The 25565-nt window shown below is 42.2% G+C and carries 18 protein-coding genes, 2 tRNA genes and 3 rRNA genes; 21 read left to right on the forward strand and 2 right to left on the reverse strand.

Annotated elements, in window-relative coordinates:
- The first annotated feature begins 184 nt into the window (after positions 1 to 184).
- The 11 genes from dnaK to A6J31_RS10165 all read left to right on the forward strand — a co-directional run bounded on the left by dnaK (position 185) and on the right by A6J31_RS10165 (position 11596).
- Positions 185 to 2008, forward strand: coding sequence for a molecular chaperone DnaK (dnaK, locus tag A6J31_RS10115; protein WP_070476865.1), 1824 nt, complete (start codon positions 185 to 187; stop codon positions 2006 to 2008).
- A gap of 353 nt (positions 2009 to 2361) precedes the next feature.
- Positions 2362 to 3495 carry a molecular chaperone DnaJ gene (gene dnaJ / locus A6J31_RS10120; RefSeq protein WP_002886399.1) on the forward strand — a complete coding sequence of 378 codons (1134 nt, stop codon included), beginning with the start codon at positions 2362 to 2364 and terminating at the stop codon, positions 3493 to 3495.
- Between the two features lie 105 nt (positions 3496 to 3600).
- Positions 3601 to 4347 carry a tRNA pseudouridine(38-40) synthase TruA gene (gene truA / locus A6J31_RS10125; RefSeq protein WP_080611107.1) on the forward strand — a complete coding sequence of 249 codons (747 nt, stop codon included), beginning with the start codon at positions 3601 to 3603 and terminating at the stop codon, positions 4345 to 4347.
- On the forward strand, positions 4340 to 5101 hold the full coding sequence (locus A6J31_RS10130) for a bifunctional hydroxymethylpyrimidine kinase/phosphomethylpyrimidine kinase (protein ID WP_014633802.1): 762 nt from the start codon (positions 4340 to 4342) through the stop codon (positions 5099 to 5101). The genes truA and A6J31_RS10130 overlap by 8 nt, the downstream gene beginning before the upstream one ends.
- Positions 5091 to 5564: an ECF transporter S component gene (locus A6J31_RS10135; RefSeq protein ID WP_014633803.1), complete on the forward strand. Its 474-nt coding sequence runs from the start codon at positions 5091 to 5093 to the stop codon at positions 5562 to 5564. Before A6J31_RS10130 ends, A6J31_RS10135 begins: the two co-directional genes overlap by 11 nt.
- 379 nt (positions 5565 to 5943) lie before the next feature.
- Positions 5944 to 7491 (forward strand): 16S ribosomal RNA (locus tag A6J31_RS10140).
- Positions 7492 to 7545: 54 nt separating this feature from the next.
- A tRNA-Ala gene (locus A6J31_RS10145) sits at positions 7546 to 7618 on the forward strand.
- Between the two features lie 146 nt (positions 7619 to 7764).
- A 23S ribosomal RNA gene (locus A6J31_RS10150) occupies positions 7765 to 10664 on the forward strand.
- A gap of 83 nt (positions 10665 to 10747) precedes the next feature.
- Positions 10748 to 10863: ribosomal RNA gene (gene rrf, locus A6J31_RS10155) — 5S ribosomal RNA — on the forward strand.
- The 16S, 23S and 5S rRNA genes sit together here with 2 tRNA genes alongside, the layout of an rRNA operon.
- A 5-nt stretch (positions 10864 to 10868) precedes the next feature.
- A tRNA-Asn gene (locus tag A6J31_RS10160) sits at positions 10869 to 10942 on the forward strand.
- Positions 10943 to 11098: 156 nt separating this feature from the next.
- On the forward strand, positions 11099 to 11596 hold the full coding sequence (locus A6J31_RS10165; RefSeq protein WP_002885610.1) for a sigma factor: 498 nt from the start codon (positions 11099 to 11101) through the stop codon (positions 11594 to 11596).
- A 107-nt stretch (positions 11597 to 11703) separates the two neighbouring features.
- Here the strand turns inward: A6J31_RS10165 and A6J31_RS10170 are convergent, their stop codons facing one another.
- Positions 11704 to 12546 (reverse strand): mechanosensitive ion channel family protein, encoded by an 843-nt coding sequence (locus A6J31_RS10170; RefSeq protein WP_080611109.1) that lies wholly within the window; start codon positions 12544 to 12546, stop codon positions 11704 to 11706.
- A gap of 142 nt (positions 12547 to 12688) precedes the next feature.
- Here A6J31_RS10170 and tig point away from each other — a divergent pair, with 142 nt between their 5' ends.
- From tig to A6J31_RS10210, 8 genes are all read left to right on the forward strand, one after another.
- A complete protein-coding gene (tig, locus tag A6J31_RS10175; protein ID WP_002889721.1) occupies positions 12689 to 13972 on the forward strand; it encodes a trigger factor in 1284 nt (427 codons plus the stop codon).
- A gap of 157 nt (positions 13973 to 14129) precedes the next feature.
- Positions 14130 to 14705, forward strand: coding sequence for a DNA-directed RNA polymerase subunit delta (rpoE, locus tag A6J31_RS10180; protein WP_002885605.1), 576 nt, complete (start codon positions 14130 to 14132; stop codon positions 14703 to 14705).
- Between the two features lie 252 nt (positions 14706 to 14957).
- Positions 14958 to 16562, forward strand: a complete 1605-nt coding sequence (locus tag A6J31_RS10185) for a CTP synthase (protein WP_080611110.1) — start codon at positions 14958 to 14960, stop codon at positions 16560 to 16562.
- Positions 16563 to 16656: 94 nt separating this feature from the next.
- Complete coding sequence (locus tag A6J31_RS10190) at positions 16657 to 17127, forward strand: DUF3013 family protein (RefSeq protein WP_037598883.1); 471 nt, start codon at positions 16657 to 16659, stop codon at positions 17125 to 17127.
- Between the two features lie 15 nt (positions 17128 to 17142).
- Positions 17143 to 17610 (forward strand): NUDIX hydrolase, encoded by a 468-nt coding sequence (locus A6J31_RS10195; RefSeq protein WP_080611112.1) that lies wholly within the window; start codon positions 17143 to 17145, stop codon positions 17608 to 17610.
- Positions 17589 to 18542, forward strand: coding sequence for a 50S ribosomal protein L11 methyltransferase (gene prmA / locus A6J31_RS10200; protein ID WP_080611114.1), 954 nt, complete (start codon positions 17589 to 17591; stop codon positions 18540 to 18542). Before A6J31_RS10195 ends, prmA begins: the two co-directional genes overlap by 22 nt.
- Positions 18543 to 19286, forward strand: coding sequence for a 16S rRNA (uracil(1498)-N(3))-methyltransferase (locus A6J31_RS10205; protein ID WP_080611116.1), 744 nt, complete (start codon positions 18543 to 18545; stop codon positions 19284 to 19286).
- Positions 19287 to 19451: 165 nt separating this feature from the next.
- Positions 19452 to 21992, forward strand: coding sequence for a bifunctional 2',3'-cyclic-nucleotide 2'-phosphodiesterase/3'-nucleotidase (locus A6J31_RS10210; protein ID WP_064521118.1), 2541 nt, complete (start codon positions 19452 to 19454; stop codon positions 21990 to 21992).
- A gap of 41 nt (positions 21993 to 22033) precedes the next feature.
- Here A6J31_RS10210 and nrdI read toward each other — a convergent pair whose 3' ends face one another.
- Positions 22034 to 22492 carry a class Ib ribonucleoside-diphosphate reductase assembly flavoprotein NrdI gene (gene nrdI, locus A6J31_RS10215; RefSeq protein WP_002883589.1) on the reverse strand — a complete coding sequence of 153 codons (459 nt, stop codon included), beginning with the start codon at positions 22490 to 22492 and terminating at the stop codon, positions 22034 to 22036.
- Positions 22493 to 22669: 177 nt separating this feature from the next.
- Between nrdI and A6J31_RS10220 the strand changes: the two genes are divergently transcribed.
- Positions 22670 to 24889, forward strand: coding sequence for a RelA/SpoT family protein (locus A6J31_RS10220; protein WP_080611117.1), 2220 nt, complete (start codon positions 22670 to 22672; stop codon positions 24887 to 24889).
- Positions 24890 to 24901: 12 nt separating this feature from the next.
- Complete coding sequence (gene dtd / locus A6J31_RS10225) at positions 24902 to 25345, forward strand: D-aminoacyl-tRNA deacylase (protein ID WP_064521122.1); 444 nt, start codon at positions 24902 to 24904, stop codon at positions 25343 to 25345.
- The last annotated feature ends 220 nt before the right edge of the window (positions 25346 to 25565 follow it).

Raw genomic sequence — 25565 nt, forward strand, 5'->3', positions numbered from 1 at the left:
CTCGTCAGAAAACGGCAAGCGCCATAGCGATTGCCTAGCCTCCTTACTAACTCGTCGTCAAAATAAAATCGATTTCGACTTCTTGTGTCGTAACATAATTGAAAACTTGTCCGAAATGACAGAAAACTATGAATGAAAGATAAAAAAAGCAAAATAGAAATTAAAGTAAAAAGGGGAAAAACATATGTCTAAAATCATTGGTATTGACTTAGGTACAACAAACTCAGCAGTAGCAGTTCTTGAAGGAACTGAATCAAAAATTATCGCAAACCCAGAAGGTAACCGCACAACTCCATCTGTTGTGTCATTCAAAAACGGTGAAATCATCGTTGGTGACGCTGCAAAACGTCAAGCAGTAACAAACCCAGATACAATCATCTCTATCAAATCTAAGATGGGTACTTCTGAAAAAGTTTCTGCAAACGGTAAAGAATACACACCACAAGAGATTTCAGCTATGATTCTTCAATACTTGAAAGGTTATGCTGAAGATTACCTTGGTGAAAAAGTAACTAAAGCAGTTATCACAGTTCCTGCTTACTTCAACGATGCACAACGTCAAGCAACAAAAGACGCTGGTAAAATCGCTGGTCTTGAAGTAGAACGTATCGTCAACGAACCAACAGCAGCAGCTCTTGCTTACGGTTTGGATAAGACTGATAAAGAAGAAAAAATCTTGGTATTCGACCTTGGTGGTGGTACATTCGACGTATCTATCCTTGAACTTGGTGACGGTGTCTTTGACGTGTTGGCAACTGCAGGGGATAACAAACTCGGTGGTGATGACTTTGACCAAAAAATCATCGACCACATGGTTGAAGAATTCAAGAAAGAAAATGGAATCGACTTGTCAACAGACAAGATGGCTCTTCAACGCTTGAAAGATGCAGCTGAAAAAGCTAAGAAAGACCTTTCTGGTGTTACTTCAACACAAATCAGCTTGCCATTCATCACTGCTGGTGAGGCTGGACCTCTTCACTTGGAAATGACATTGACTCGTGCGAAATTCGATGATTTGACTCGTGACCTTGTAGAACGTACGAAAACTCCAGTTCGTCAAGCCCTTTCAGATGCAGGTTTGAGCTTGTCAGATATTGACGAAGTTATCCTTGTCGGTGGTTCAACTCGTATCCCTGCCGTTGTAGAAGCTGTTAAAGCTGAAACTGGTAAAGAACCAAACAAATCAGTTAACCCTGATGAAGTAGTTGCCATGGGTGCTGCTATCCAAGGTGGTGTTATTACTGGTGATGTCAAAGACGTTGTCCTTCTTGACGTAACTCCATTGTCACTTGGTATCGAAACAATGGGTGGAGTGTTCACAAAACTTATTGACCGCAACACTACTATTCCAACATCTAAATCACAAGTCTTCTCAACTGCAGCAGACAACCAACCAGCCGTTGATATCCACGTTCTTCAAGGGGAACGCCCAATGGCAGCAGATAACAAGACTCTTGGACGCTTCCAATTGACTGATATCCCAGCTGCACCTCGTGGTATTCCACAAATCGAAGTTACTTTCGATATTGATAAGAACGGTATCGTATCTGTTAAAGCTAAAGACCTTGGAACTCAAAAAGAACAAACAATTGTCATCCAATCTAACTCTGGTTTGACAGACGAAGAAATTGAAAAGATGATGAAAGATGCTGAAGCAAATGCTGAAGCAGATGCAAAACGTAAAGAAGAAGTAGATCTTCGTAACGAAGTTGACCAAGCTATCTTTGCGACTGAAAAAACAATCAAAGAAACAGAAGGTAAAGGCTTCGACACAGAACGTGATGCTGCTCAATCAGCTCTTGATGAACTTAAGAAAGCTCAAGAATCAGGCAATCTTGATGACATGAAGGCTAAATTGGAAGCTCTTAACGAAAAAGCTCAAGCTCTTGCAGTTAAACTTTACGAACAAGCTGCAGCAGCACAACAAGCTCAAGCAGGAGCAGAAGGTGCACAAACAGCAGATAACTCAGGCGACGATGTTGTAGACGGAGAGTTTACTGAAAAGTAAGATGTAAAGTCCATTAAAACCTCACAGTAAAAATAGGAAGATTTCTCTTTTTCACCAAGAGGTTAGGGTGTGCTCAGTTCGGTAAGGTGTTGAGCTTAGCTAGTAAATGATAAAAAGAAATCCAGAGGTTGCAAACCAGCCTCTGTTTTTCGCTAAAATAAGTGAAGTGAATATAAGATATAGTTTTACTTCGTATCGTAACAAATATAAAATAGAAAGGAACAAAGAGTGTTCGTCGTTGAACACGGGCTAGGGATTAAGCCAAAAAGATAGTTGGTTTCAAGGGACTAGGTGTTCATCTTCAAAACTATTACTTTGGCTTTCTCCATTAGATGCCCTTTGTATCTAAAATTATGAACAATACCGAATATTACGATCGTCTTGGGGTATCTAAGGATGCCTCTCAAGATGAAATTAAACGTGCCTATCGTAAGATGTCTAAGAAATACCACCCAGACATTAATAAAGAACCGGGTGCGGAAGAAAAATATAAAGAGGTTCAAGAGGCCTACGAAACTTTAAGTGATGACCAAAAACGTGCAGCCTATGACCAATACGGACCAGATGGTGCGAATGGTTTTGGTGGTCAAGGAGGCTTTGGTGGCTTCGATGGTGGTGCAGGCTTTGGTGGCTTTGAGGATATCTTCTCTAGCTTCTTTGGTGGTGGTGCTACTCGTAACCCGAATGCTCCACGTCAAGGTGATGATCTTCAGTACCGTGTCAACCTAAGCTTCGAAGAGGCGATTTTTGGTGCCGAAAAAGAAGTTCACTACAATCGTGAAGCAACATGTAAGACATGTTCGGGATCTGGTGCAAAACCTGGCACAAGCCCTGTAACTTGTGGTCGCTGTCATGGTCAAGGGGTTATCAATGTCGATACGCAAACACCACTTGGTATGATGCGTCGTCAAGTAACCTGTGATGTCTGTCATGGAACAGGTCAAGAAATTAAAGAGCCATGTCAAACTTGTCACGGAACAGGACATGAAAAACAAAGCCACAAAGTATCTGTCAAGATTCCAGCAGGTGTTGAAACAGGTCAACAAATCCGTCTTGCAGGTCAAGGTGAAGCTGGTTTCAATGGTGGTCCTTATGGAGACCTCTTTGTAATCATCAATGTTAATCCAAGCGATAAGTTTACTCGTGATGGATCAACAATTTACTATACACTTAACATTTCCTTTGTCCAAGCTGCTCTTGGTGATACTGTCGAAGTACCAACAGTTCACGGAAATGTTGAGATGACCATTCCAGCAGGGACTCAAACAGGCAAAACTTTCCGTCTAAAAGGAAAGGGGGCTCCACGTCTTCGTGGAGGTTCACAAGGAGACCAACACGTTACAGTTAAGATTGTAACTCCTACGAAGCTAAACGATGCTCAAAAAGAAGCTCTCCTTGCATTTGCCAAAGCAAGTGGTGATGAAAAAATCGCACCACAGAAAAAAGGTTTCTTCAATAAAGTAAAGGATGCCTTAGAAGATTTATAAAGGAAGGACGCTGAAGGCGTCTTTTTCTTTATTTCGAAAATTGTATGGGGTCAGTTGCTAATCGACCTACTTCTTATCCTTGAAAAAATCTGATATGATAATCTTATGGTTAGATACAAAGCGACAATTTCCTATGATGGTACACTTTTCTCAGGTTTTCAAAGACAACCAAATGCACGTTCTATTCAAGAAGAACTTGAAAAGACTCTCTTACGGTTAAATAGCGGAACACCTGTCACCGTTCATGGAGCGGGTCGTACAGATGCAGGTGTTCATGCCTATGGACAAGTTATACACTTCGATTTGCCCCAGGAGCGGGATCCAGAGAAGTTACGTTTTGGTTTAGATACACAATGTCCAGATGACATTGATGTTGTTAGTATTGAACTTGTATCAGAAGAATTTCATGCACGATACAATAAACACAGTAAAACCTATGAGTTTCTAGTAGATGCAGGGCGACCTAAGAACCCCATGATGCGTAATTATGCGACCCACTATCCCTACCCTCTAAGTTTAGCACCTATGCAGAAGGCTGCTAAGGATTTGGTCGGTACACATGATTTTACAGGCTTCACAGCTTCAGGAACTTCTGTAGAAAATAAAGTACGCACAATTACTCAGGCTAGTGTATCTATCGATGAGAAAACTGGATTTTATATCTTTACTTTTTCTGGCAATGGTTTTCTCTATAAGCAAGTTAGAAATATGGTCGGTACCTTGTTGAAGATTGGCAATGGTCGCATGCCTGTTTCGCAAGTTAAGACAGTGTTGGAAAGTCGTAATCGTAATCTCGCAGGACCAACGGCAGCAGGAAATGGGTTATATTTGAAGGAGATAAGATATGAGTGATGAATTGATTTTAGCGATTTCGGGGAATGATATTTTTAGTGGTGGCGGACTTCATGCAGATTTAGCGACGTTTACCACAAATAAACAGCATGGATTTGTGGCTCTTACCTGTCTGACAGCTATGACTGAGAATGGTTTTGAGGTCATTCCGGTTGATACTAATGTTTTTAAACAACAACTTGACTCACTAAAAGATGTCCCATTCTCAGCAATAAAAATTGGTTTGTTGCCTAACGTTGAAATCGCAGAATTAACGTTGGATTTTGTTAAAAAACATTCTGATATTCCAATTGTCTTGGATCCCGTTTTAGTATGTAAGGAGACTCATGACGTTGAAGTTTCTCAACTACGTGATGAATTGGTTAAATTTTTCCCTTATACCACGGTTATCACTCCGAACTTACCTGAAGTCGAACTGCTTATAGATAGAAAGGTTAAGACTCTTGATGACATGAAGCATGCGGCTAGCTATCTCAATGAATTAGGTGCTAAGACTGTCGTTGTCAAAGGTGGAAATCGCTTGGATGGTAATAAAGCGATAGATGTCTTTTATGATGGAACAGATTACAAATTGTTTGAAGAAGCTGTGCTAGACAAAAACAATACCGGTGCAGGATGTACATTTGCTTCAAGTATAGCTAGTGAATTAGTCAAAGGCTGTTCAGAAACTGAAGCTGTAGCAAATGCTAAAGCCTTCGTTTATGAATCAATTAAACAATCAAATGAATTTGGAGTAGTTCAATATGCAAAATAAGAAAACAAAAGAGCTAACATTATTAGCTGTCTTAACGGCTTTATCAGTGACCTTTGGATTCGTAGCTAAAATTCCGACTCCAACAGGGCTTTTAACTTTGGTAGATGCAGGAATCTACTTCACAGCCTTCTATCTTGGAAAGAAAGAGGGGGCAATTGTGGGAGGACTATCTGCATTTTTGATAGATTTGCTATCATCTGCTCCGCAATGGATGTTTATCAGTTTGTTAATCCATGGTGCACAAGGTTATTTTGCTGGATTTAAAGGTAACTATCGTATCCTAGGTCTTCTGATTGCTACAATTGTGATGGTGGGTGGCTATGCACTTGCTTCAGTATTTATGTATGGAACAGGAGCTTCAATCGCAGAAGTGATTCCTAATTTCTGCCAAAATGCTTTTGGCCTAGTCGTTGGATGGGTATTGTATCAAGGATTCAAAAAAGTTCAATCTAAAAAAGGATAATAGTTTTACTAAACCCTATTGACAAGTATTGATTTGGGTGATAAGATATAAAAGTTGTCTTAACTGACTTGCCACAAACTTGAAAAGGTTCCAAAACTTTAAAAAAGTTATTGACAAGACAAGCTAGAGATGATATTATAAATAAGCTGTTTCGCGAGAGACAGCGGACACGAGAAGTAAAAAAACTTCAAAAAAAGTGTTGACAAGGTATTCTAGATTTGCTAGAATATAGAAGTTGTCTTAAGAGAGACAAAGACCTTTGAGAACTGAATAAGAAACCAAGTGCAGGGTTATGATAGAAGAATTATAACCTGTCAATTTACAAGAATAAATCGTCAGACGACGGTAATGAGTTAACGCTCGAACAATTATTAAATTTTTTAATGAGAGTTTGATCCTGGCTCAGGACGAACGCTGGCGGCGTGCCTAATACATGCAAGTAGAACGCTGAAGAGAGGAGCTTGCTCTTCTTGGATGAGTTGCGAACGGGTGAGTAACGCGTAGGTAACCTGCCTTGTAGCGGGGGATAACTATTGGAAACGATAGCTAATACCGCATAACAATGGGTGACACATGTCATTTATTTGAAAGGGGCAATTGCTCCACTACAAGATGGACCTGCGTTGTATTAGCTAGTAGGTGAGGTAACGGCTCACCTAGGCGACGATACATAGCCGACCTGAGAGGGTGATCGGCCACACTGGGACTGAGACACGGCCCAGACTCCTACGGGAGGCAGCAGTAGGGAATCTTCGGCAATGGGGGCAACCCTGACCGAGCAACGCCGCGTGAGTGAAGAAGGTTTTCGGATCGTAAAGCTCTGTTGTAAGTCAAGAACGAGTGTGAGAGTGGAAAGTTCACACTGTGACGGTAGCTTACCAGAAAGGGACGGCTAACTACGTGCCAGCAGCCGCGGTAATACGTAGGTCCCGAGCGTTGTCCGGATTTATTGGGCGTAAAGCGAGCGCAGGCGGTTTGATAAGTCTGAAGTTAAAGGCTGTGGCTCAACCATAGTTCGCTTTGGAAACTGTCAAACTTGAGTGCAGAAGGGGAGAGTGGAATTCCATGTGTAGCGGTGAAATGCGTAGATATATGGAGGAACACCGGTGGCGAAAGCGGCTCTCTGGTCTGTAACTGACGCTGAGGCTCGAAAGCGTGGGGAGCGAACAGGATTAGATACCCTGGTAGTCCACGCCGTAAACGATGAGTGCTAGGTGTTGGATCCTTTCCGGGATTCAGTGCCGCAGCTAACGCATTAAGCACTCCGCCTGGGGAGTACGACCGCAAGGTTGAAACTCAAAGGAATTGACGGGGGCCCGCACAAGCGGTGGAGCATGTGGTTTAATTCGAAGCAACGCGAAGAACCTTACCAGGTCTTGACATCCCGATGCTATTTCTAGAGATAGAAAGTTACTTCGGTACATCGGTGACAGGTGGTGCATGGTTGTCGTCAGCTCGTGTCGTGAGATGTTGGGTTAAGTCCCGCAACGAGCGCAACCCCTATTGTTAGTTGCCATCATTCAGTTGGGCACTCTAGCGAGACTGCCGGTAATAAACCGGAGGAAGGTGGGGATGACGTCAAATCATCATGCCCCTTATGACCTGGGCTACACACGTGCTACAATGGTTGGTACAACGAGTTGCGAGTCGGTGACGGCAAGCTAATCTCTTAAAGCCAATCTCAGTTCGGATTGTAGGCTGCAACTCGCCTACATGAAGTCGGAATCGCTAGTAATCGCGGATCAGCACGCCGCGGTGAATACGTTCCCGGGCCTTGTACACACCGCCCGTCACACCACGAGAGTTTGTAACACCCGAAGTCGGTGAGGTAACCTTTTGGAGCCAGCCGCCTAAGGTGGGATAGATGATTGGGGTGAAGTCGTAACAAGGTAGCCGTATCGGAAGGTGCGGCTGGATCACCTCCTTTCTAAGGAAAAACGGAATGTACTTGAGTTTCTTATTTAGTTTTGAGAGGTCTTGTGGGGCCTTAGCTCAGCTGGGAGAGCGCCTGCTTTGCACGCAGGAGGTCAGCGGTTCGATCCCGCTAGGCTCCATTGAATCGAAAGATTCAAGTATTGTCCATTGAAAATTGAATATCTATATCAAATTCCATATGTAATTAAATACATATAGATAGTAACAAGAAAATAAACCGAAACGCTGTGAATATTTAATGAGTTAGGTCGAAAGACCAAAATAAGGTTAAGTTAATAAGGGCGCACGGTGGATGCCTTGGCACTAGAAGCCGATGAAGGACGTGACTAACGACGAAATGCTTTGGGGAGCTGTAAGTGAGCAATGATCCAGAGATGTCCGAATGGGGGAACCCGGCAGGTAATGCCTGTCACTCATTACTGTTAAGGTAATGTAGAGGAAGACGCAGTGAACTGAAACATCTAAGTAGCTGCAGGAAGAGAAAGCAAAAGCGATTGCCTTAGTAGCGGCGAGCGAAACGGCAAGAGGGCAAACCGAAGAGTTTACTCTTCGGGGTTGTAGGACTGCAACGTGGACTTAAAGATTATAGAAGAACTACCTGGGAAGGTAGGCCAAAGAGAGTAATAGCCTCGTATTCGAAATAGTCTTTATACCTAGCAGTATCCTGAGTACGGCGAGACACGAGAAATCTCGTCGGAATCTGGGAGGACCATCTCCCAACCCTAAATACTCTCTAGTGACCGATAGTGAACCAGTACCGTGAGGGAAAGGTGAAAAGCACCCCGGGAGGGGAGTGAAATAGAACCTGAAACCGTGTGCCTACAACAAGTTCGAGCCCGTTAATGGGTGAGAGCGTGCCTTTTGTAGAATGAACCGGCGAGTTACGATATGATGCGAGGTTAAGTTGAAGAGACGGAGCCGTAGGGAAACCGAGTCTTAATAGGGCGCATTAGTATCATGTCGTAGACCCGAAACCATGTGACCTACCCATGAGCAGGTTGAAGGTGAGGTAAAACTCACTGGAGGACCGAACCAGGGCACGTTGAAAAGTGCTTGGATGACTTGTGGGTAGCGGAGAAATTCCAAACGAACTTGGAGATAGCTGGTTCTCTCCGAAATAGCTTTAGGGCTAGCGTCGATGTTAAGTCTCTTGGAGGTAGAGCACTGTTTGGGTGAGGGGTCCATCCCGGATTACCAATCTCAGATAAACTCCGAATGCCAACGAGATATAATCGGCAGTCAGACTGCGAGTGCTAAGATCCGTAGTCGAAAGGGAAACAGCCCAGACCACCAGCTAAGGTCCCAAAATATATGTTAAGTGGAAAAGGATGTGGGGTTGCACAGACAACTAGGATGTTAGCTTAGAAGCAGCTATTCATTCAAAGAGTGCGTAATAGCTCACTAGTCGAGTGACCCTGCGCCGAAAATGTACCGGGGCTAAAACATATTACCGAAGCTGTGGATACCTTTATAGGTATGGTAGGAGAGCGTTCTATGTGCGAAGAAGGTGTACCGTGAGGAGTGCTGGAGCGCATAGAAGTGAGAATGCCGGTATGAGTAGCGAAAGACAGGTGAGAATCCTGTCCACCGTAAGACTAAGGTTTCCAGGGGAAGGCTCGTCCGCCCTGGGTTAGTCGGGACCTAAGGAGAGACCGAAAGGTGTATCCGATGGACAACAGGTTGATATTCCTGTACTAGAGTATATAGTGATGGAGGGACGCAGTAGGCTAACTAAACCAGACGATTGGAAGTGTCTGGCCAAGCAGTGAGGTGTGATATGAGTCAAATGCTTATATCTATAACATTGAGCTGTGATGGGGAGCGAAGTTTAGTAGCGAAGTTAGTGATGTCACACTGCCGAGAAAAGCTTCTAGCGTTAATTATACTCTACCCGTACCGCAAACCGACACAGGTAGTCGAGGCGAGTAGCCTCAGGTGAGCGAGAGAACTCTCGTTAAGGAACTCGGCAAAATGGCCCCGTAACTTCGGGAGAAGGGGCGCTGACTTATGGTCAGCCGCAGTGAATAGGCCCAAGCAACTGTTTATCAAAAACACAGCTCTCTGCTAAATCGTAAGATGATGTATAGGGGGTGACGCCTGCCCGGTGCTGGAAGGTTAAGAGGAGTGCTTAGCAATAGCGAAGGTATGAATTGAAGCCCCAGTAAACGGCGGCCGTAACTATAACGGTCCTAAGGTAGCGAAATTCCTTGTCGGGTAAGTTCCGACCCGCACGAAAGGCGTAATGATTTGGGCACTGTCTCAACGAGAGACTCGGTGAAATTTTAGTACCTGTGAAGATGCAGGTTACCCGCGACAGGACGGAAAGACCCCATGGAGCTTTACTGCAGTTTGATATTGAGTATCTGTACCACATGTACAGGATAGGTAGGAGCCTATGACCTCGGGACGCCAGTTTCGAGTGAGGCGTTGTTGGGATACTACCCTTGTGTTATGGCTACTCTAACCCAGATAGGTTATCCCTATCGGAGACAGTGTCTGACGGGCAGTTTGACTGGGGCGGTCGCCTCCTAAAAGGTAACGGAGGCGCCCAAAGGTTCCCTCAGAATGGTTGGAAATCATTCGCAGAGTGTAAAGGTATAAGGGAGCTTGACTGCGAGAGCTACAACTCGAGCAGGGACGAAAGTCGGGCTTAGTGATCCGGTGGTTCCGCATGGAAGGGCCATCGCTCAACGGATAAAAGCTACCCTGGGGATAACAGGCTTATCTCCCCCAAGAGTTCACATCGACGGGGAGGTTTGGCACCTCGATGTCGGCTCGTCGCATCCTGGGGCTGTAGTCGGTCCCAAGGGTTGGGCTGTTCGCCCATTAAAGCGGCACGCGAGCTGGGTTCAGAACGTCGTGAGACAGTTCGGTCCCTATCCGTCGCGGGCGTAGGAAATTTGAGAGGATCTGCTCCTAGTACGAGAGGACCAGAGTGGACTTACCGCTGGTGTACCAGTTGTTCTGCCAAGAGCATCGCTGGGTAGCTATGTAGGGAAGGGATAAACGCTGAAAGCATCTAAGTGTGAAGCCCACCTCAAGATGAGATTTCCCATGATTTTATATCAGTAAGAGCCCTGAGAGATGATCAGGTTGATAGGTTAGAAGTGGAAGTGTGGTGACACATGTAGCGGACTAATACTAATAGCTCGAGGACTTATCCAAAGAAAGTAACTGAGACATATTGACAACGATTTGGTTTCTTGATATAGTATAGATATTCAATTTTGAGTTGAGAATACTCAGAGTTAAGTGACGATAGCCTAGGAGATACACCTGTTCCCATGCCGAACACAGAAGTTAAGCCCTAGTACGCCTGATGTAGTTGGGGGTTGCCCCCTGTTAGATACGGTAGTCGCTTAGCTTTTATCCGCCATAGCTCAGTTGGTAGTAGCGCATGACTGTTAATCATGATGTCGTAGGTTCGAGTCCTACTGGCGGAGTATAGGTTTCATTGCTGGATGTAGGTCTAGCTTTTTTTTGTTTTTATCACCTTTTATAGTGACATATATGTCGCTATTTTATTTCTTATCTATCTCTTATAATAGGTTTCGTAATTAATTTAATTACAAAAATTATATCTATTAATAGGAGGTTGAATGGAACAAGAAGTTTTTGTTCATGCATATGAAGTTGTAAGGCCGATTGTACTTAAGGCTAGTAGACAATATTTCATCCAACTTTGGGACCTTGCTGATATGGAGCAAGAGGCTATGATGACGCTTTATCAGCTTTTAGAAAAGTTTCCTGAATTAAAGTCTGATGATGATAAGTTACGGCGTTATTTTAAAACGAAATTTAGGAATAGGCTTAATGATGAGGTTAGAAGGCAGGAGTCTGTAAAACGACAAGCTAATCGACAATGTTATATTGAAATTTCAGATATTGCTTTTTGTCTTCCGAATAAAGAGTTAGATGCTGTTGATAGGCTTGTTTATGATGAGCAGCTTAATGCTTTTCGTAATCAGTTGTCTTCGGAAGATGCTACTAAGTTGGACCGTTTGCTAGCTGGGGAGTGTTTTAGAGGTCGAAAAAAGATGATTCGAGAGTTAAAATTTTGGATGGTTGATTTTGATCCTTACAATGAAGATGATTAATTCTTAATATAGAACCTTGGCTGGCAATATTGTTTAATATGAATAAAAAACACTTCGAAAGTAGATTCATCTTATCTATCTTTTGAAGTGTTTTTAATGTAATGAATTTATTTTACTGCTATAGGGTTTCCAATAAATCTTGGAAGTTCAATATTTTCTTTGATTAGGGCTTCTTGGTAAAGTTTCAAGAAGTCTGCATAGATATGAGTTTGTTGTCCATTTTTTGTAAAGATATCAATACGAAATACCAGTTGTCCAGAAGGAGTTGTGCTTAAACCAATGATATTTGGTGCTCCACAGATTTGAGGATAGTTTTCAATGTTTTCTTGATTTACTTCTTGGATGATGCTTGTCATCTTATTGATATCGGTTGACGGATAGACTGGGATATCAATTTGAGCTCTCATATTCCCTCGAGATTTGTTGGATACAATTGTGATATTTCTGTTAGGTATAAAATGAAGAGTACCATCAAATCCTCGAATTTGAGTAGTGCGAATACCTACGGTTGAAACAAGACCTGTAACGGTTCCTACTTCAACTGAGTCGCCGACTTCAAACTGGTTTTCTAATAAGATGAAAAAACCATTAACGACATCTGATAGGAAGCCTTGAGCTCCTAGACCAAGAGCAACCCCAGCAAGTCCTGCACCAGCAAGGAGGCTTGATACTGGAACCCCAAGGATACTAAGAAGCCAGTAAACAAGGAAAAAGTATAGCACGTAGTTCATGCAATTGTGTAGTAAACGTTCAATGGTTTTTTGTCGAGCAGGTGTTTGAATTGTCCAAGCTAGAGAGCGTCCGACTGTATGTTTAAAAAGGAAGTTGATAATCTTCTTACTAAGAAGAAAGATGATGAGAAGAATGAGGAGCTTAATTCCTTTTGTAATGAGTACCATTAGGGTCTCTTCAAAATTAAATTGTTGGACGTATCTTTGTAAAATATTCATAGCTTTAGTTTATCAAAAATTTGAAAAAGTAGCAGTTCCTAACGATTTTCTTGTGATTAAATTGGAGAAAAAAACTTTTAAAAGGCTTTGAAATATGGTAAACTAAACTGTATCTATAAAAAATTTTAAGGAGAATGACTACATGTCTGTATCATTTGAAAACACAGCCACTAACCGTGGTGTGGTGACATTCACTATCGGTCAAGATAAAATTCAACCAGCTTTGGATCAAGCGTTTAACAAGGTTAAAAAGAATTTGAACGCTCCAGGCTTCCGTAAAGGACACATGCCTCGTGCCGTATTTAACCAAAAATTTGGTGAAGAAGCTCTTTACGACGATGCTTTGAATGCAATTCTTCCAGCAGCTTATGAAGCAGCGATTGCTGAACTTGGTCTTGATGTTGTTGCACAACCAAAAATTGATGTAAAATCAATTGAAAAAGGTCAAGATTGGACACTTACTGCAGAAGTTGTTACAAAACCTGAAGTAAAACTTGGTGCATATAAAGATCTTGAAGTTTCAGTTGAAGCTTCTAAAGAAGTTACTGATGAAGAAGTTGATGCTAAGCTTGAAAACGAACGCAAAAACTTGGCTGAATTGGTTGTTAAAGAAGGTGCAGCTGAAAATGGCGACACTGTTGTTATCGACTTTGTTGGTTCAGTAGACGGTGTTGAATTTGATGGTGGTAAAGGTGAAAACCACTCTCTTGAACTTGGTTCAGGTCAATTTATCCCAGGTTTCGAAGACCAATTGGTTGGAGCAAAAGCTGGTGATGAAGTAGAAGTTAAAGTAACTTTCCCAGAAGACTATCAAGCTGCTGACCTTGCAGGTAAAGCTGCTGTATTTGTTACTAAAGTTAACGAAGTTAAAGCTAAAGAAGTTCCAGCTCTTGATGATGAGTTGGCTAAAGATCTTGACGATGAAGTTGAAACTCTTGACGAGTTGAAAGCTAAATACCGTAAAGAACTTGAAGCAGCTAAAGAAATCGCATTTGATGACGCTGTTGAAGGTGCTGCACTTGATTTGGCTGTTGAAAACGCTGAAATCGTTGAATTGCCAGCAGAAATGGTTGAAGACGAAGTTCACCGTGCTATGAACGAATTCATGGGTAACATGCAACGTCAAGGTATCTCTCCTGAAATGTACTTCCAAATCACTGGTACAACTCAAGAAGATCTTCACAAACAATATGAAGCTGACGCTGACAAACGTGTGAAAACTAACCTTGTTATCGAAGCTGTTGCTGCTGCTGAAGGATTCGACGCTACAGAAGAAGAAATCCAAAAAGAAATTAACGATCTTGCAGCTGAGTACAACATGGAAGTATCACAAGTTTCTGCACTTCTTTCACCTGAAATGCTTAAACACGATATCACTATGAAGAAAGCTGTTGAAGTTATCACAAGCACAGCAAAAGTTAAATAATATGACTAAAATCAAGTTTCTGTTGAGACTTGATTTTTTCTTCTATAAATGCTTTGACTATTGACTCTTTTTAGCGTAAAATAAAAGGTAGCGAAAAATTGATTGCTGAGCTATTTCTGATAGAAACTAGCTTGAGTAAGAATGAAGGAGAACCACTTTGGAACTAGACGTATTTGCTGGACAAGAAAAAAGTGAATTATCAATGATTGAAGTGGCCCGTGCTATCTTAGAAACACGTGGTCGTGATAATGAAATGTATTTCAATGATTTGGTCAATGAAATTCAAAATTACTTAGAAAAATCGGATGCTGATATCCGCAATGCTTTGCCATTCTTTTATTCAGATTTGAATACGGATGGAAGTTTTATTCCACTAGGTGATAACAAATGGGGCTTGCGTTCATGGTATGCAATTGATGAAATCGATGAAGAGGTCATCACATTGGAAGATACTGATGAAAATGCACCAAAACGTAAGAACAAGAAAGTTAATGCCTTCATGGATGGTGATGAAGATGCCATCGATTATAATGACGATGATCCAGAAGACGAGAACTTTACACCTGATTCTGATAGTCTTGAATATGACGATGATAGCGAAGATGATGAGAAAGCCGAAGTGGAATCTTATGACTCTGAGTTGAATGAAATTATTCCAGATGATGATTTGGATGATGTTGAGTTGTCAGAAGAAGATGATGACGATGACTATGAGGATGAGTCAAACGATTAAGTTTTCATTGACAAATGGTCTTGGATAGTTTAGACTATTTATCGGGCACCTCTTTTGAAGAGGTCATGATTAAGGCTCCCAGAGTAAAACTCTTGGGGGTCATTTTTGTTTTCAGTCATTTACTGGACTTGTCTAAGGTGAGGTACTTTGTACGGCTCCCATCAGGTACTAGGGAAGGACTATCGTGATTATCTGAGTGGGTAATCAATCTGCTATCTGTAGTTGTTTTGAATTATATTATAAGGAGTTAACATGACAAAATATATTTTCGTCACTGGTGGTGTGGTATCTTCAATTGGTAAAGGGATTGTAGCTGCAAGTCTTGGGCGTTTGCTTAAGAATCGTGGTCTTAAGGTTACGATTCAAAAATTTGATCCTTACATCAATATTGACCCAGGAACAATGAGTCCTTACCAACACGGTGAAGTTTATGTCACTGATGATGGTACTGAAACTGACCTTGACCTTGGTCACTACGAACGTTTTATTGATATCAATCTTAATAAATACTCTAACGTGACTACTGGTAAGATTTATAGCGAAGTTTTGCGTAAGGAACGTAAAGGAGAGTATCTTGGTGCGACTGTTCAGGTGATTCCGCATATCACAGATGCTTTGAAAGACAAGATTAAGCGCGCAGCGACAACAACTGATTCAGATGTCATTATCACTGAAGTTGGTGGTACGGTTGGTGATATTGAAAGTCTTCCATTCCTTGAAGCGCTTCGTCAAATGAAGGCTGATGTGGGCTCTGACAATGTTATGTATATCCACACAACGCTTCTTCCTTATTTGAAGGCTGCTGGTGAAATGAAGACAAAGCCAACGCAACACTCTGTTAAGGAATTGCGTGGTTTGGGTATCCAACCAAATATGTTGGTTATTCGTACAGAACAACCTGCTGGTCAAGGAATCAAGAATAAATTGGCTCAATTCTGTGATGTTGCACCTGAGGCTGTTATCGAATCACTCGACGTGGAACATATCTATCAAGTGCCACTTAATATGCAGGCTCAAGGTATGGATCAAATCGTTTGTGATCATTTGAAACTGGATGCTCCAGCTGCAGATATGACAGAGTGGTCTGCTATGGTTGATAAGGTGCTTAACCTTAAGAAAACAACTAGAATTGCTCTTGTTGGTAAGTATGTGGAGCTTCACGATGCTTACTTGTCAGTAGTTGAGGCACTTAAACACTCAGGTTTGGCAAATGATACTGCCATTGATATTGACTGGGTCAATGCTAATGATTTGACTGCTGAAAATGTTGCTTCTCGTTTGGCTGATGCTGATGGTATTATTGTTCCTGGTGGTTTCGGTCAACGTGGTACTGAAGGTAAGATTCAAGCTATTCGTTATGCACGTGAAAATGATGTGCCAATGTTAGGTGTCTGTCTCGGTATGCAATTGACATGTATTGAGTTTGCTCGCCACGTTCTTCACTTGGATGGCGCTAATTCAGCTGAGCTTGATCCAAACACAAAATATCCAATTATCGATATTATGCGTGATCAAATTGACATTGAAGACATGGGTGGTACTCTTCGTCTTGGTCTTTACCCATGTAAGTTGAAACCAGGTTCTAAGGCAGCTGCCGCTTATGGCAACCAGGAAGTTGTTCAACGTCGTCACCGTCACCGTTATGAGTTTAATACCAAGTTCCGTGAACAGTTTGAGGCTGAAGGCTTTGTCTTCTCAGGTGTGTCACCAGATAATCGTTTGATGGAAGTGGTGGAGCTCCCAGACAAGAAATTCTTTGTGGCAGCACAATACCACCCAGAATACCATAGCCGTCCAAATCATGCGGAAGAACTTTACAGTGCCTTTGTGACAGCAGCGGTTGAAAATGCTAAATAATTATCTAAGACAGAGTGGGATAGCCTACTCTGTTTTTTATTGGCTCCTTTTATGCTAAAATAAAGGGAATAATAAGAAAGAACGAGGAAAACAAATGGCTAAATTCGGCTTTTTGTCAGTATTAGAAGAAGAACTGGATAAGCACCTGGACTATGATTTTGCGATGGACTGGGATAAAAAGAATCATGCTGTGGAAGTAACGTTCATCCTAGAAGCGCAAAACAGTAGTAATGTGGAGACTATTGATGATAAGGGTGAAGTGTCTGATGAAGATGTCATTTTTGAGGATTACGTGCTCTTTTATAATCCAGCAAAATCACGTTTTGATGAAGAGGACTACCTAGTGACAATTCCATATGAACCTAAGAAAGGTCTATCTCGTGAGTTTTTGTCCTATTTTGCGGAGACCTTGAATGAGGTGGCAACAGAAGGATTGAGTGACTTGATGGATTTTCTATCTGATGATGGACCTGAGGAATTCGGTTTGGTTTGGGACAAAGAAGCTTTCGAAAAAGGGAAAGCTCAACTTGAAGAGAAGGAATTTTTTGCTTATCCAAGGTATTAAAGGGAGCGAAAAGGGATGGATGCTTATTTAAAAGATCAGTTCGATTTTACAGGTGTTAAAGCTGCCTTACTCGTAGAGCAAAGTATTTTAGTCATTCTCAGAGATAATAAACCAGATATTCCTTGGCCAAATACATGGGAGTTGCCAGGTGGTGGAAGAGAAGGTCAAGAAACGCCTCTTGAATGTCTTCAACGTGAGGTCTGGGAGGAGCTGGGCTTGACTTTGAAAGAGGAATCTATTATTTGGTCGAAAATCTATCCTAGTATGTTGGATAAAGATAGGTCAGCTGTTTTTGTGGTTGGTCAAATTAGCCAAGAGCAGTATCGTGAGATTCGTTTTGGTGACGAGGGACAGGAATTTAAACTAATGCCTATAGAGGATTTTATAAAAGCAGAAGGAGTCATTCCCCAGTTGCAGGAACGCTTTAAAGACTATTTATCAGAAAAGGAAGAAAATAATATATGGACAAATGGCAAGAACTAACGATTGAGGTTAATCGTGAGGTCGAAGAGGTGGCTTCTAATATTTTAATTGAATCTGGAAGCCAGGGTGTGGCTATTGATGATAGTGCAGATTATTTGGAAAATGCGGACCGTTTTGGTGAGCTTTATCCTGAGGTTGAACAGGTTGAGACGGTTAAAATTACGGCTTACTATCCGGAGTCAGCAGATATCGAAGCTATTACTAAGCAGGTTAATGAGCGTTTGGCTGAGTTGACGGATTTTGGTCTTGAAACTGGAGATATTCACTTGGCTACTCAAGAATTGGTTGAAGAAGACTGGGCTGAGAATTGGAAGAAGTACTATGAACCAGCTCGCATTACCCACGATTTGACTATCGTACCGTCATGGACGGATTATGAGGCATCAGTAGGTGAGAAGATTATCAAGCTAGATCCTGGCATGGCCTTTGGAACCGGAACACACCCAACGACTAAGATGAGTCTTTTTGCACTCGAACAGGTGCTTCGTGGTGGCGAGACGGTGATTGATGTGGGAACTGGTTCAGGTGTCCTCTCGATTGCTAGCTCTCTTCTTGGAGCTAAGGAAATCTACGCCTATGACCTTGATGATGTGGCGGTTCGAGTGGCACAGGAAAACATTGATATGAATCCTGGCATGGAAAATATCCACGTTGCTGCAGGTGATCTTTTGAAGGGTGTAACTCAAGAAGCTGATGTTATCGTGGCTAATATTCTGGCGGATATTCTCATTCACCTGACGGAAGATGCCTACCGTTTGGTTAAGGACGAAGGTTATTTGATTATGTCAGGGATTATCTCTGAAAAATGGGATATGGTGCGTGCATCGGCTGAGAAAGCAGGTTTCTTCCTAGAAACTCACATGGTTCAGGGAGAGTGGAATGCTTGTGTCTTCAAGAAGACAGATGATATTTCAGGTGTGATCGGAGGCTAAATGCAACAGTATTTTATAAAGGGGCAGGTTGAAAATCCAGTAATCATCAAAGACAAGGATACTGTGAAGCATATGTTTAACGTTATGCGTTTAACAGAAGCTGATCAGGTTGTCTTGGTTTTTGAAGACGGTATCAAGCGTCTTGCGCGTGTGACTGACCGTGAGAACCATGTCTTTGAAGTGATTGAAGACTTAAATGATAATGTTGAGATGCCTGTATCTGTAACCATTGCCTCTGGCTTTCCCAAGGGAGATAAGCTAGAGTTGGTGACACAAAAGGCAACAGAGCTTGGAGCTCAGGCTATTTGGTCCTTCCCTGCCGACTGGTCTGTGGTCAAGTGGGATGGTAAGAAGCTTGCCAAGAAGGAAGATAAACTTGCCAAGATTGCTCTAGGAGCTGCAGAACAATCCAAGCGTAATCGTGTTCCAGAAGTTAGATTGTTCGAGAAGAAGGGAGAATTTCTATCAGAATTAGATAATTTTGATAAGATTTTTATCGCCTATGAGGAAACCGCCAAAGCGGGCGAGTTGGCTACTCTAGCTCGTGAGTTGGCTCAGGTAGAGAGTGGTCAGAAAATTCTCTTTATCTTTGGACCAGAAGGTGGTATTTCTCCGTCTGAGATTGATGCTTTTGAGGAAGCTGGTGGCCTTAAAATTGGGCTTGGACCGCGTATTATGCGGACGGAAACGGCTCCTCTCTACGCTTTGAGTAGTGTCAGTTATGCCCTAGAATTGAATAAATAAGAGAAAGTTGGCCTTGTTCCAACTTTTTTTGTATTTGACACTTTTAAGCTAAGATTGCATCTTGCCATTGGTTTTGTATGACAAATCGAGTAATTCTAAAAAAGTTGATAATCTTATTTAGTTTTAATATAATTGTATTATCTTTATAAAAGGGGAAGATTTTTAATGAAAACGAATCGTTATGTGACTCAATCCGCTGTGGTTTTGGGCCTTTTTGCTCTCTTGACTGTGCCACAAGTCGTAGGGCAAGCTGATGAAGCAACGGCACCTGTACCAACTGCTTCTACCGAAACTGTGGCAGATAGTGGTGCATCAGTAGTATCAGGACAAGGAACTTCTGGGACAGCTGTTCAAGGAGGAACAGAGACTGTCTCTGCTACACCAACAACAGTAGCGACAAATGCGTCTACAGAGCCATCAGCTAATACCTCAACGAACCAAGCAAGTCAAGAAGCCAGTGCTGTTTTGACCAATGCTAACCAGGTGACACCAGCAGTACCAGTACAGGCTGAACCGGTTACAGAGCCTGCTCATGAGGGGCAGACCGTTGATATGCAGATTTTGTCAACAACAGACCTTCATACCAACTTGGTTAACTATGACTATTATCAAGATAAGCCGTCTCAAACAGTTGGTTTGTCTAAAACTGCTGTCCTTATCAAAAAAGCTCGTGAAACTAATCCCAATACGGTCTTAGTGGACAGTGGGGATACGATTCAGGGAACTCCTTTTGGGACTTATAAGGCTTTGATTGATCCTGTTGCCCAAGGTGAGACTCACCCTATGTACAAGGCTTTTGAGATGCTTGGGTATGACGCCGAAACGCTTGGAAACCACGAGTTTAACTATGGTCTAGAATTTTTGGATCGTATGGTTAAGGCTGCTAAGATTAACATTATTAATGCCAATGTGCGTAATGCTCAGACTGGTGATTACTATTACAACCCTTATAAGATTGTTAACAAGACCTTTACTGATACGGACGGCAAACAGGTAACACTAAAAATCGGTATTACTGGTGTCCTTCCAACACAGATTTTGGTTTGGGATAAGGCCAACCTTGAAGGTAAGGTAACTGTTGATGATCCAATGGAGGCTGTTAAGGCTATCGTTCCTAAGATGAAGGCTGCAGGAGCTGACTTTATCCTTGTTGCTGCTCACTCTGGTATTGGTGACAATGAATACACTAAGAATGAGGAAAATGAAGGTTACCAAATTGCTGGTATCGAAGGCGTTGATGCTGTTGCGACAGGGCATTCTCACGCTGATTTCCCAAATGGAGATGGCACAAGTTTTTATGCAAAATACCCTGGTGTAGATGATGTCAATGGTCTCATCAATGGGAAGCCCGTGGTTATGGCTGGTAAATTCGGAGATCATCTAGGTATCATGGATGTCAAATTGACTTACACGGACGGCAAATGGAAAGTTGTCAATAGTAAGGCTAAGCTTGAAAAGATTGATACTAAGTCAGATGTTGCGGACAAGGACTTAATTGACATGGCAGCTCATGACCATAATGGAACAATCAACTATGTACGTAAGGAAGTTGGTGAGACTACTGCACCAATTACTAGCTACTTTGCTCAGGTTCAGGATGATCCATCTATTCAAATCGTTAATAATGCACAACTATGGTATGCTAAAAAACAAGTAGCGGGAACAGCAGATGAGAATCTTCCACTCCTCTCAGCTGCAGCACCTTTCAAGGCAGGGACTCGTGGGGATGCGACCTACTATACCGATATCCCAGCTGGCCCATTGGCCATTAAGAACGTCGCAGACCTCTACCTCTACGACAATGTTACTGCCCTACTCAAAGTGACTGGGGCACAAATTAAAGAATGGTTGGAAATGTCTGCAGGACAGTTCAATCAAATTGATCCTAACAGCAAAGAACCACAGCAACTCATTAACAGTAGCTATCGCTCATACAATTATGATGTGATTGATGGGTTGACTTATAAGTTTGATTTGACACAACCTAACAAATACGATCGCGAAGGTAAGTTGGTTAACCCAGACGCTAGCCGTGTTCGTGACTTGGCTTATCAAGGTAAACCTATTGATTTGAATCAGACTTTCCTTGTCGTGACTAACAACTATCGTGCGACTGGTAACTTCCCTGGTGTTAAAGATGCTGCCGAAAAACGCCTCCTCAATCTTGAGAATCGTCAGGCCATCATTGATTATATCGTTAGCGAGAAGACAATTAACCCAACTGCCGATGGAAATTGGAGTTTCGTCCCTAATATTACGAATGCAGATATCCGTTTTGCCTCATCTGACAATGCGCGTGCCCACCTTGCTGGTCAGGATGCCATTAGTTATGTAGGACCATCAACACAAGCAGGATTTGCAGAGTACCGCTTGATTGTTAAGGAAAAGACAAATCAAGTTGAGGATACGACTAATAAAGAATCTGAGAAGTCACCAAAAGGTTCTGAGACAGCGGATCAAACTAAGCGTGAGACACCAAAAGCTACTGTAGGTGCCAGCGTGGCTAAACCTGCCCCAGCTATCCAATTGTCAAATGCTCAAGTCGTTATCTTGCCTCAAGCTCAAGTACAAGAAGCTCAAGGTTCAAGTTCAGTTAAGGCCTTGCCAAACACTGGTTCAGACGAATCTGTGTCAGCAACTTTAGCTGGTCTGGTTCTTATGACCTTGGCTGGGTTCTTTGGAATTAAAAAACACGAAAAAAATTAAGCAAAGGAAAAAGCCCCTGACAGGGCTTTTTTGCTCTAGTTTTAGCGTTGGTTAAAGTTCTTTTGGGCTTCTAGGATAATAGGTGCCAGACGTTCGATATCAGACTGTGTGCCGCGTAGCTCGAAGTCTCCCAACATTGGGAAGCCAAAACGTTGACTGTACTGTTTGGCGGTTAGGCAGTACTGGTTATTGAAGTTACGGTTACCAGAACCGATGATACCAAAACAACGTTCGTGATTGCCATGGGCCGCGATAAAGTCACCCAGTGGATTGGTTAGGATCTCAACATCTCCATTGTCAACGCCATTTCCACCTTCAAGGTAGGTTGGCAAGAGTGCGACAAAGGGTTCATCTACTTGGAAGGTTTCATGATTAAGCTCTTTAATATTGATTTGGCGACATTCAATCCCGTGGTTGAGGGATAGGTAGTCAGACATACGTTTGACAAAGCTTTGGGTATTGCCACTTAGACTAATATAAACGAGGGTAAGTTGAGACATAAGCGTCCTCTTTCTATCTATATCTTGTGTTTGCTCAATCATTCTAACACAAGATATTGTGCTTTTCAAGTTGGCTCCTTTTGGCTCCTTGCAGTTAATAATTGCCTATCTAGCTCTTTTTCTTTACTTGTAAAAGTGATAAAATAAAGGTTATTAAAAGAAGCGAAGGAAGAAATCATGGCTAAAGATAAAAATGTAACAGGAGAAGAAATTTTAGATATTTGCTCGGCCTACATGTCAGCAGATGATTTGAAATTAGTTGAAAAAGCCTGGCATTATGCGACAGATGCTCATAGTGGGCAATCTCGTCAGTCAGGAGAACCTTATATTATTCACCCTATTCAAGTGGCAGGTATCCTGGCAGACCTTCATCTTGATGCAGTGACAGTAGCCTGTGGTTTCTTACACGATGTCGTTGAAGACACCGAAAAAACGCTCGATGATTTGGAAACGGATTTTGGTACGGATGTACGAAATATCGTAGACGGTGTTACTAAGCTTGGTAAGGTTGAGTACAAGTCCCACGAGGAGCAGTTGGCTGAAAACCACCGTAAGATGCTTATGGCCATGTCTAAGGATATCCGTGTCATCTTGGTTAAATTGGCCGACCGTTTACACAATATGCGTACCCTAAAGCATCTTCGCAAGGATAAGCAAGAGCGCATTTCTCGTGAAACTATGGAAATCTATGCTCCTTTGGCTCACCGTCTGGGTATCAGTCGTATCAAATGGGAATTGGAAGATATGTCCTTCCGTTACCTTAATGAGGTGGAATTCTACAAGATTTCTCACATGATGAAGGAAAAACGTCGTGAGCGTGAGGAACTTGTGGACGAGATTGTCGATAAAATTAAGACCTACACAGCTGAACAAGGACTTGTTGGTGATATTTATGGTCGTCCAAAGCATATCTACTCTATTTATCGTAAGATGCGCGACAAGAAAAAGCGCTTCGATCAAATTTATGATTTGATTGCCATCCGTTGTGTCATGGAGACGCACAGTGATGTTTATGCCATGTTGGGATACATTCATGAGCTCTGGCGCCCCATGCCTGGCCGTTTCAAAGACTATATTGCCAATCCTAAATCCAATGGTTACCAGTCTATCCATACAACGGTTTATGGACCAAAAGGACCTATTGAAATCCAAATCCGTACCAAGGAAATGCACCAAGTTGCCGAATACGGGGTTGCAGCTCACTGGGCTTACAAGAAAGGGATCAAGGGCAAGGTAGATTCGAAAGAGTCCGCTTTGGGAATGAACTGGATTAAAGATCTTGTTGAACTTCAAGACGCCTCAAATGGTGATGCTATGGGGTTTGTTGACTCTGTTAAAGAGGATATCTTCTCAGAGCGTATTTATGTCTTTACGCCAAATGGTGCTGTTCAGGAACTGCCTAAAGATTCAGGACCTATTGACTTTGCCTATGCCATCCATACCCAAGTTGGTGAGAAGGCCACAGGTGCTAAGGTTAATGGCCGTATGGTGCCCTTGACAGCCAAACTCAAGACAGGTGATGTGGTTGAGATTGTAACTAATGCCAATTCCTTTGGTCCTAGCCGTGACTGGATTAAGATGGTTAAGACCACCAAGGCCAGAAATAAAATTCGTCAATTCTTTAAAAATCAAGACAAGGAAGCTTCTATCACCAAGGGTCGTGAGCTTTTGATTGCCTACTTCCAAGAGCATGGCTATATTGCCAATAAGTACCTAGACAAGAAACATATTGAGGAAATTCTCCCTCGTATGAGTGTGCGTAGTGAAGAAGCTCTCTATGCCGCTGTTGGTTTTGGTGAAATTAGTGCTGCTGCTGTTTTCAATCGTTTGACAGAAAAAGAACGCCGTGAGGAAGAGCGTGCTAAGGCAAAAGCTGAAGCTGAAGAGCTAATGAACGGTGGCGAAGTTAAGACTGAGAAGAAAGAAGTTCTCAAGGTTAAGAGTGAAAATGGCGTCATCATTCAAGGTGCTTCAGGCCTCCTCATGCGTATCGCTAAGTGCTGTAACCCAGTACCTGGAGATGAGATTGAAGGTTATATCACCAAGGGACGTGGAATTGCTATTCACCGTTCCGATTGTAATAATATCAAGAGTCAAGAAGGTTATGAGCAACGTCTAATCGAAGTGGAGTGGGATGAGCGTAATGCCAATAAATCTTATTTGGCAGAGATTGACATCTATGGCCTTAACCGTTCTGGTCTGTTGAATGATGTTCTTCAAATCTTGTCAAATACGACCAAGAGCATTGCTACGGTCAATGCACAACCGACTAAGGACATGAAGTTTGCCAATATTCACGTTAGCTTTGAAATTGCAAACCTTATTGAATTGACTGGTCTTGTGGATAAGATTAAAATTATCCCTGATGTTTACAGTGTTAAACGTACGAATGGGTAAGGAGTTACTGCGATGAAGATTGTAATTCAGCGCGTGCAAAGTGCCTCTGTAGTTATTGAGGATTCTACGGTTGGCGCTATTAAGCAGGGACTTTTACTCTTGGTTGGAGTTGGTCCAGAGGACACCAAAGAGGACCTAGAGTATGCAGTTCGTAAGATTGTCAATATGCGCATTTTTTCAGATGAAGATGGCAAGATGAATCTTTCTGTTAAGGATATTGGCGGTCAGATTTTGTCGATTTCTCAGTTTACGCTTTTTGCAGATACAAAAAAAGGGAATCGACCGGCATTTACAGGTGCTGCAAAGCCCGACATGGCTAGCCAGTTATATGACGATTTCAACCATTCCTTGTCAACTCATGTTCCTGTAGAAAGAGGACGCTTTGGCGCAGATATGCAGGTTAGCCTGGTTAATGACGGACCTGTGACCATTATTTTAGATACCAAAAATCGATAAACAAACCATTTCTCGCCTTGTGTGAGAGGTGGTTTTTTTATTCTCTCACATGAACTATTTAGGTGATGGATTTTCATTATTTGGGATTTATTTTTGTCATTTAAAGTAGACTGAATCAAGTGAATATTTAATGAAATTAGAAAATGTTGTTCTCAAATTTCTGAAAAAACCTGACCATTCATGATGAAAAAATTACCGTTTACGAGGATTACCGGAAATT

Source organism: Streptococcus sp. FDAARGOS_192 (assembly GCF_002073815.2).
GTDB classification, from domain to species: domain Bacteria; phylum Bacillota; class Bacilli; order Lactobacillales; family Streptococcaceae; genus Streptococcus; species Streptococcus salivarius_H.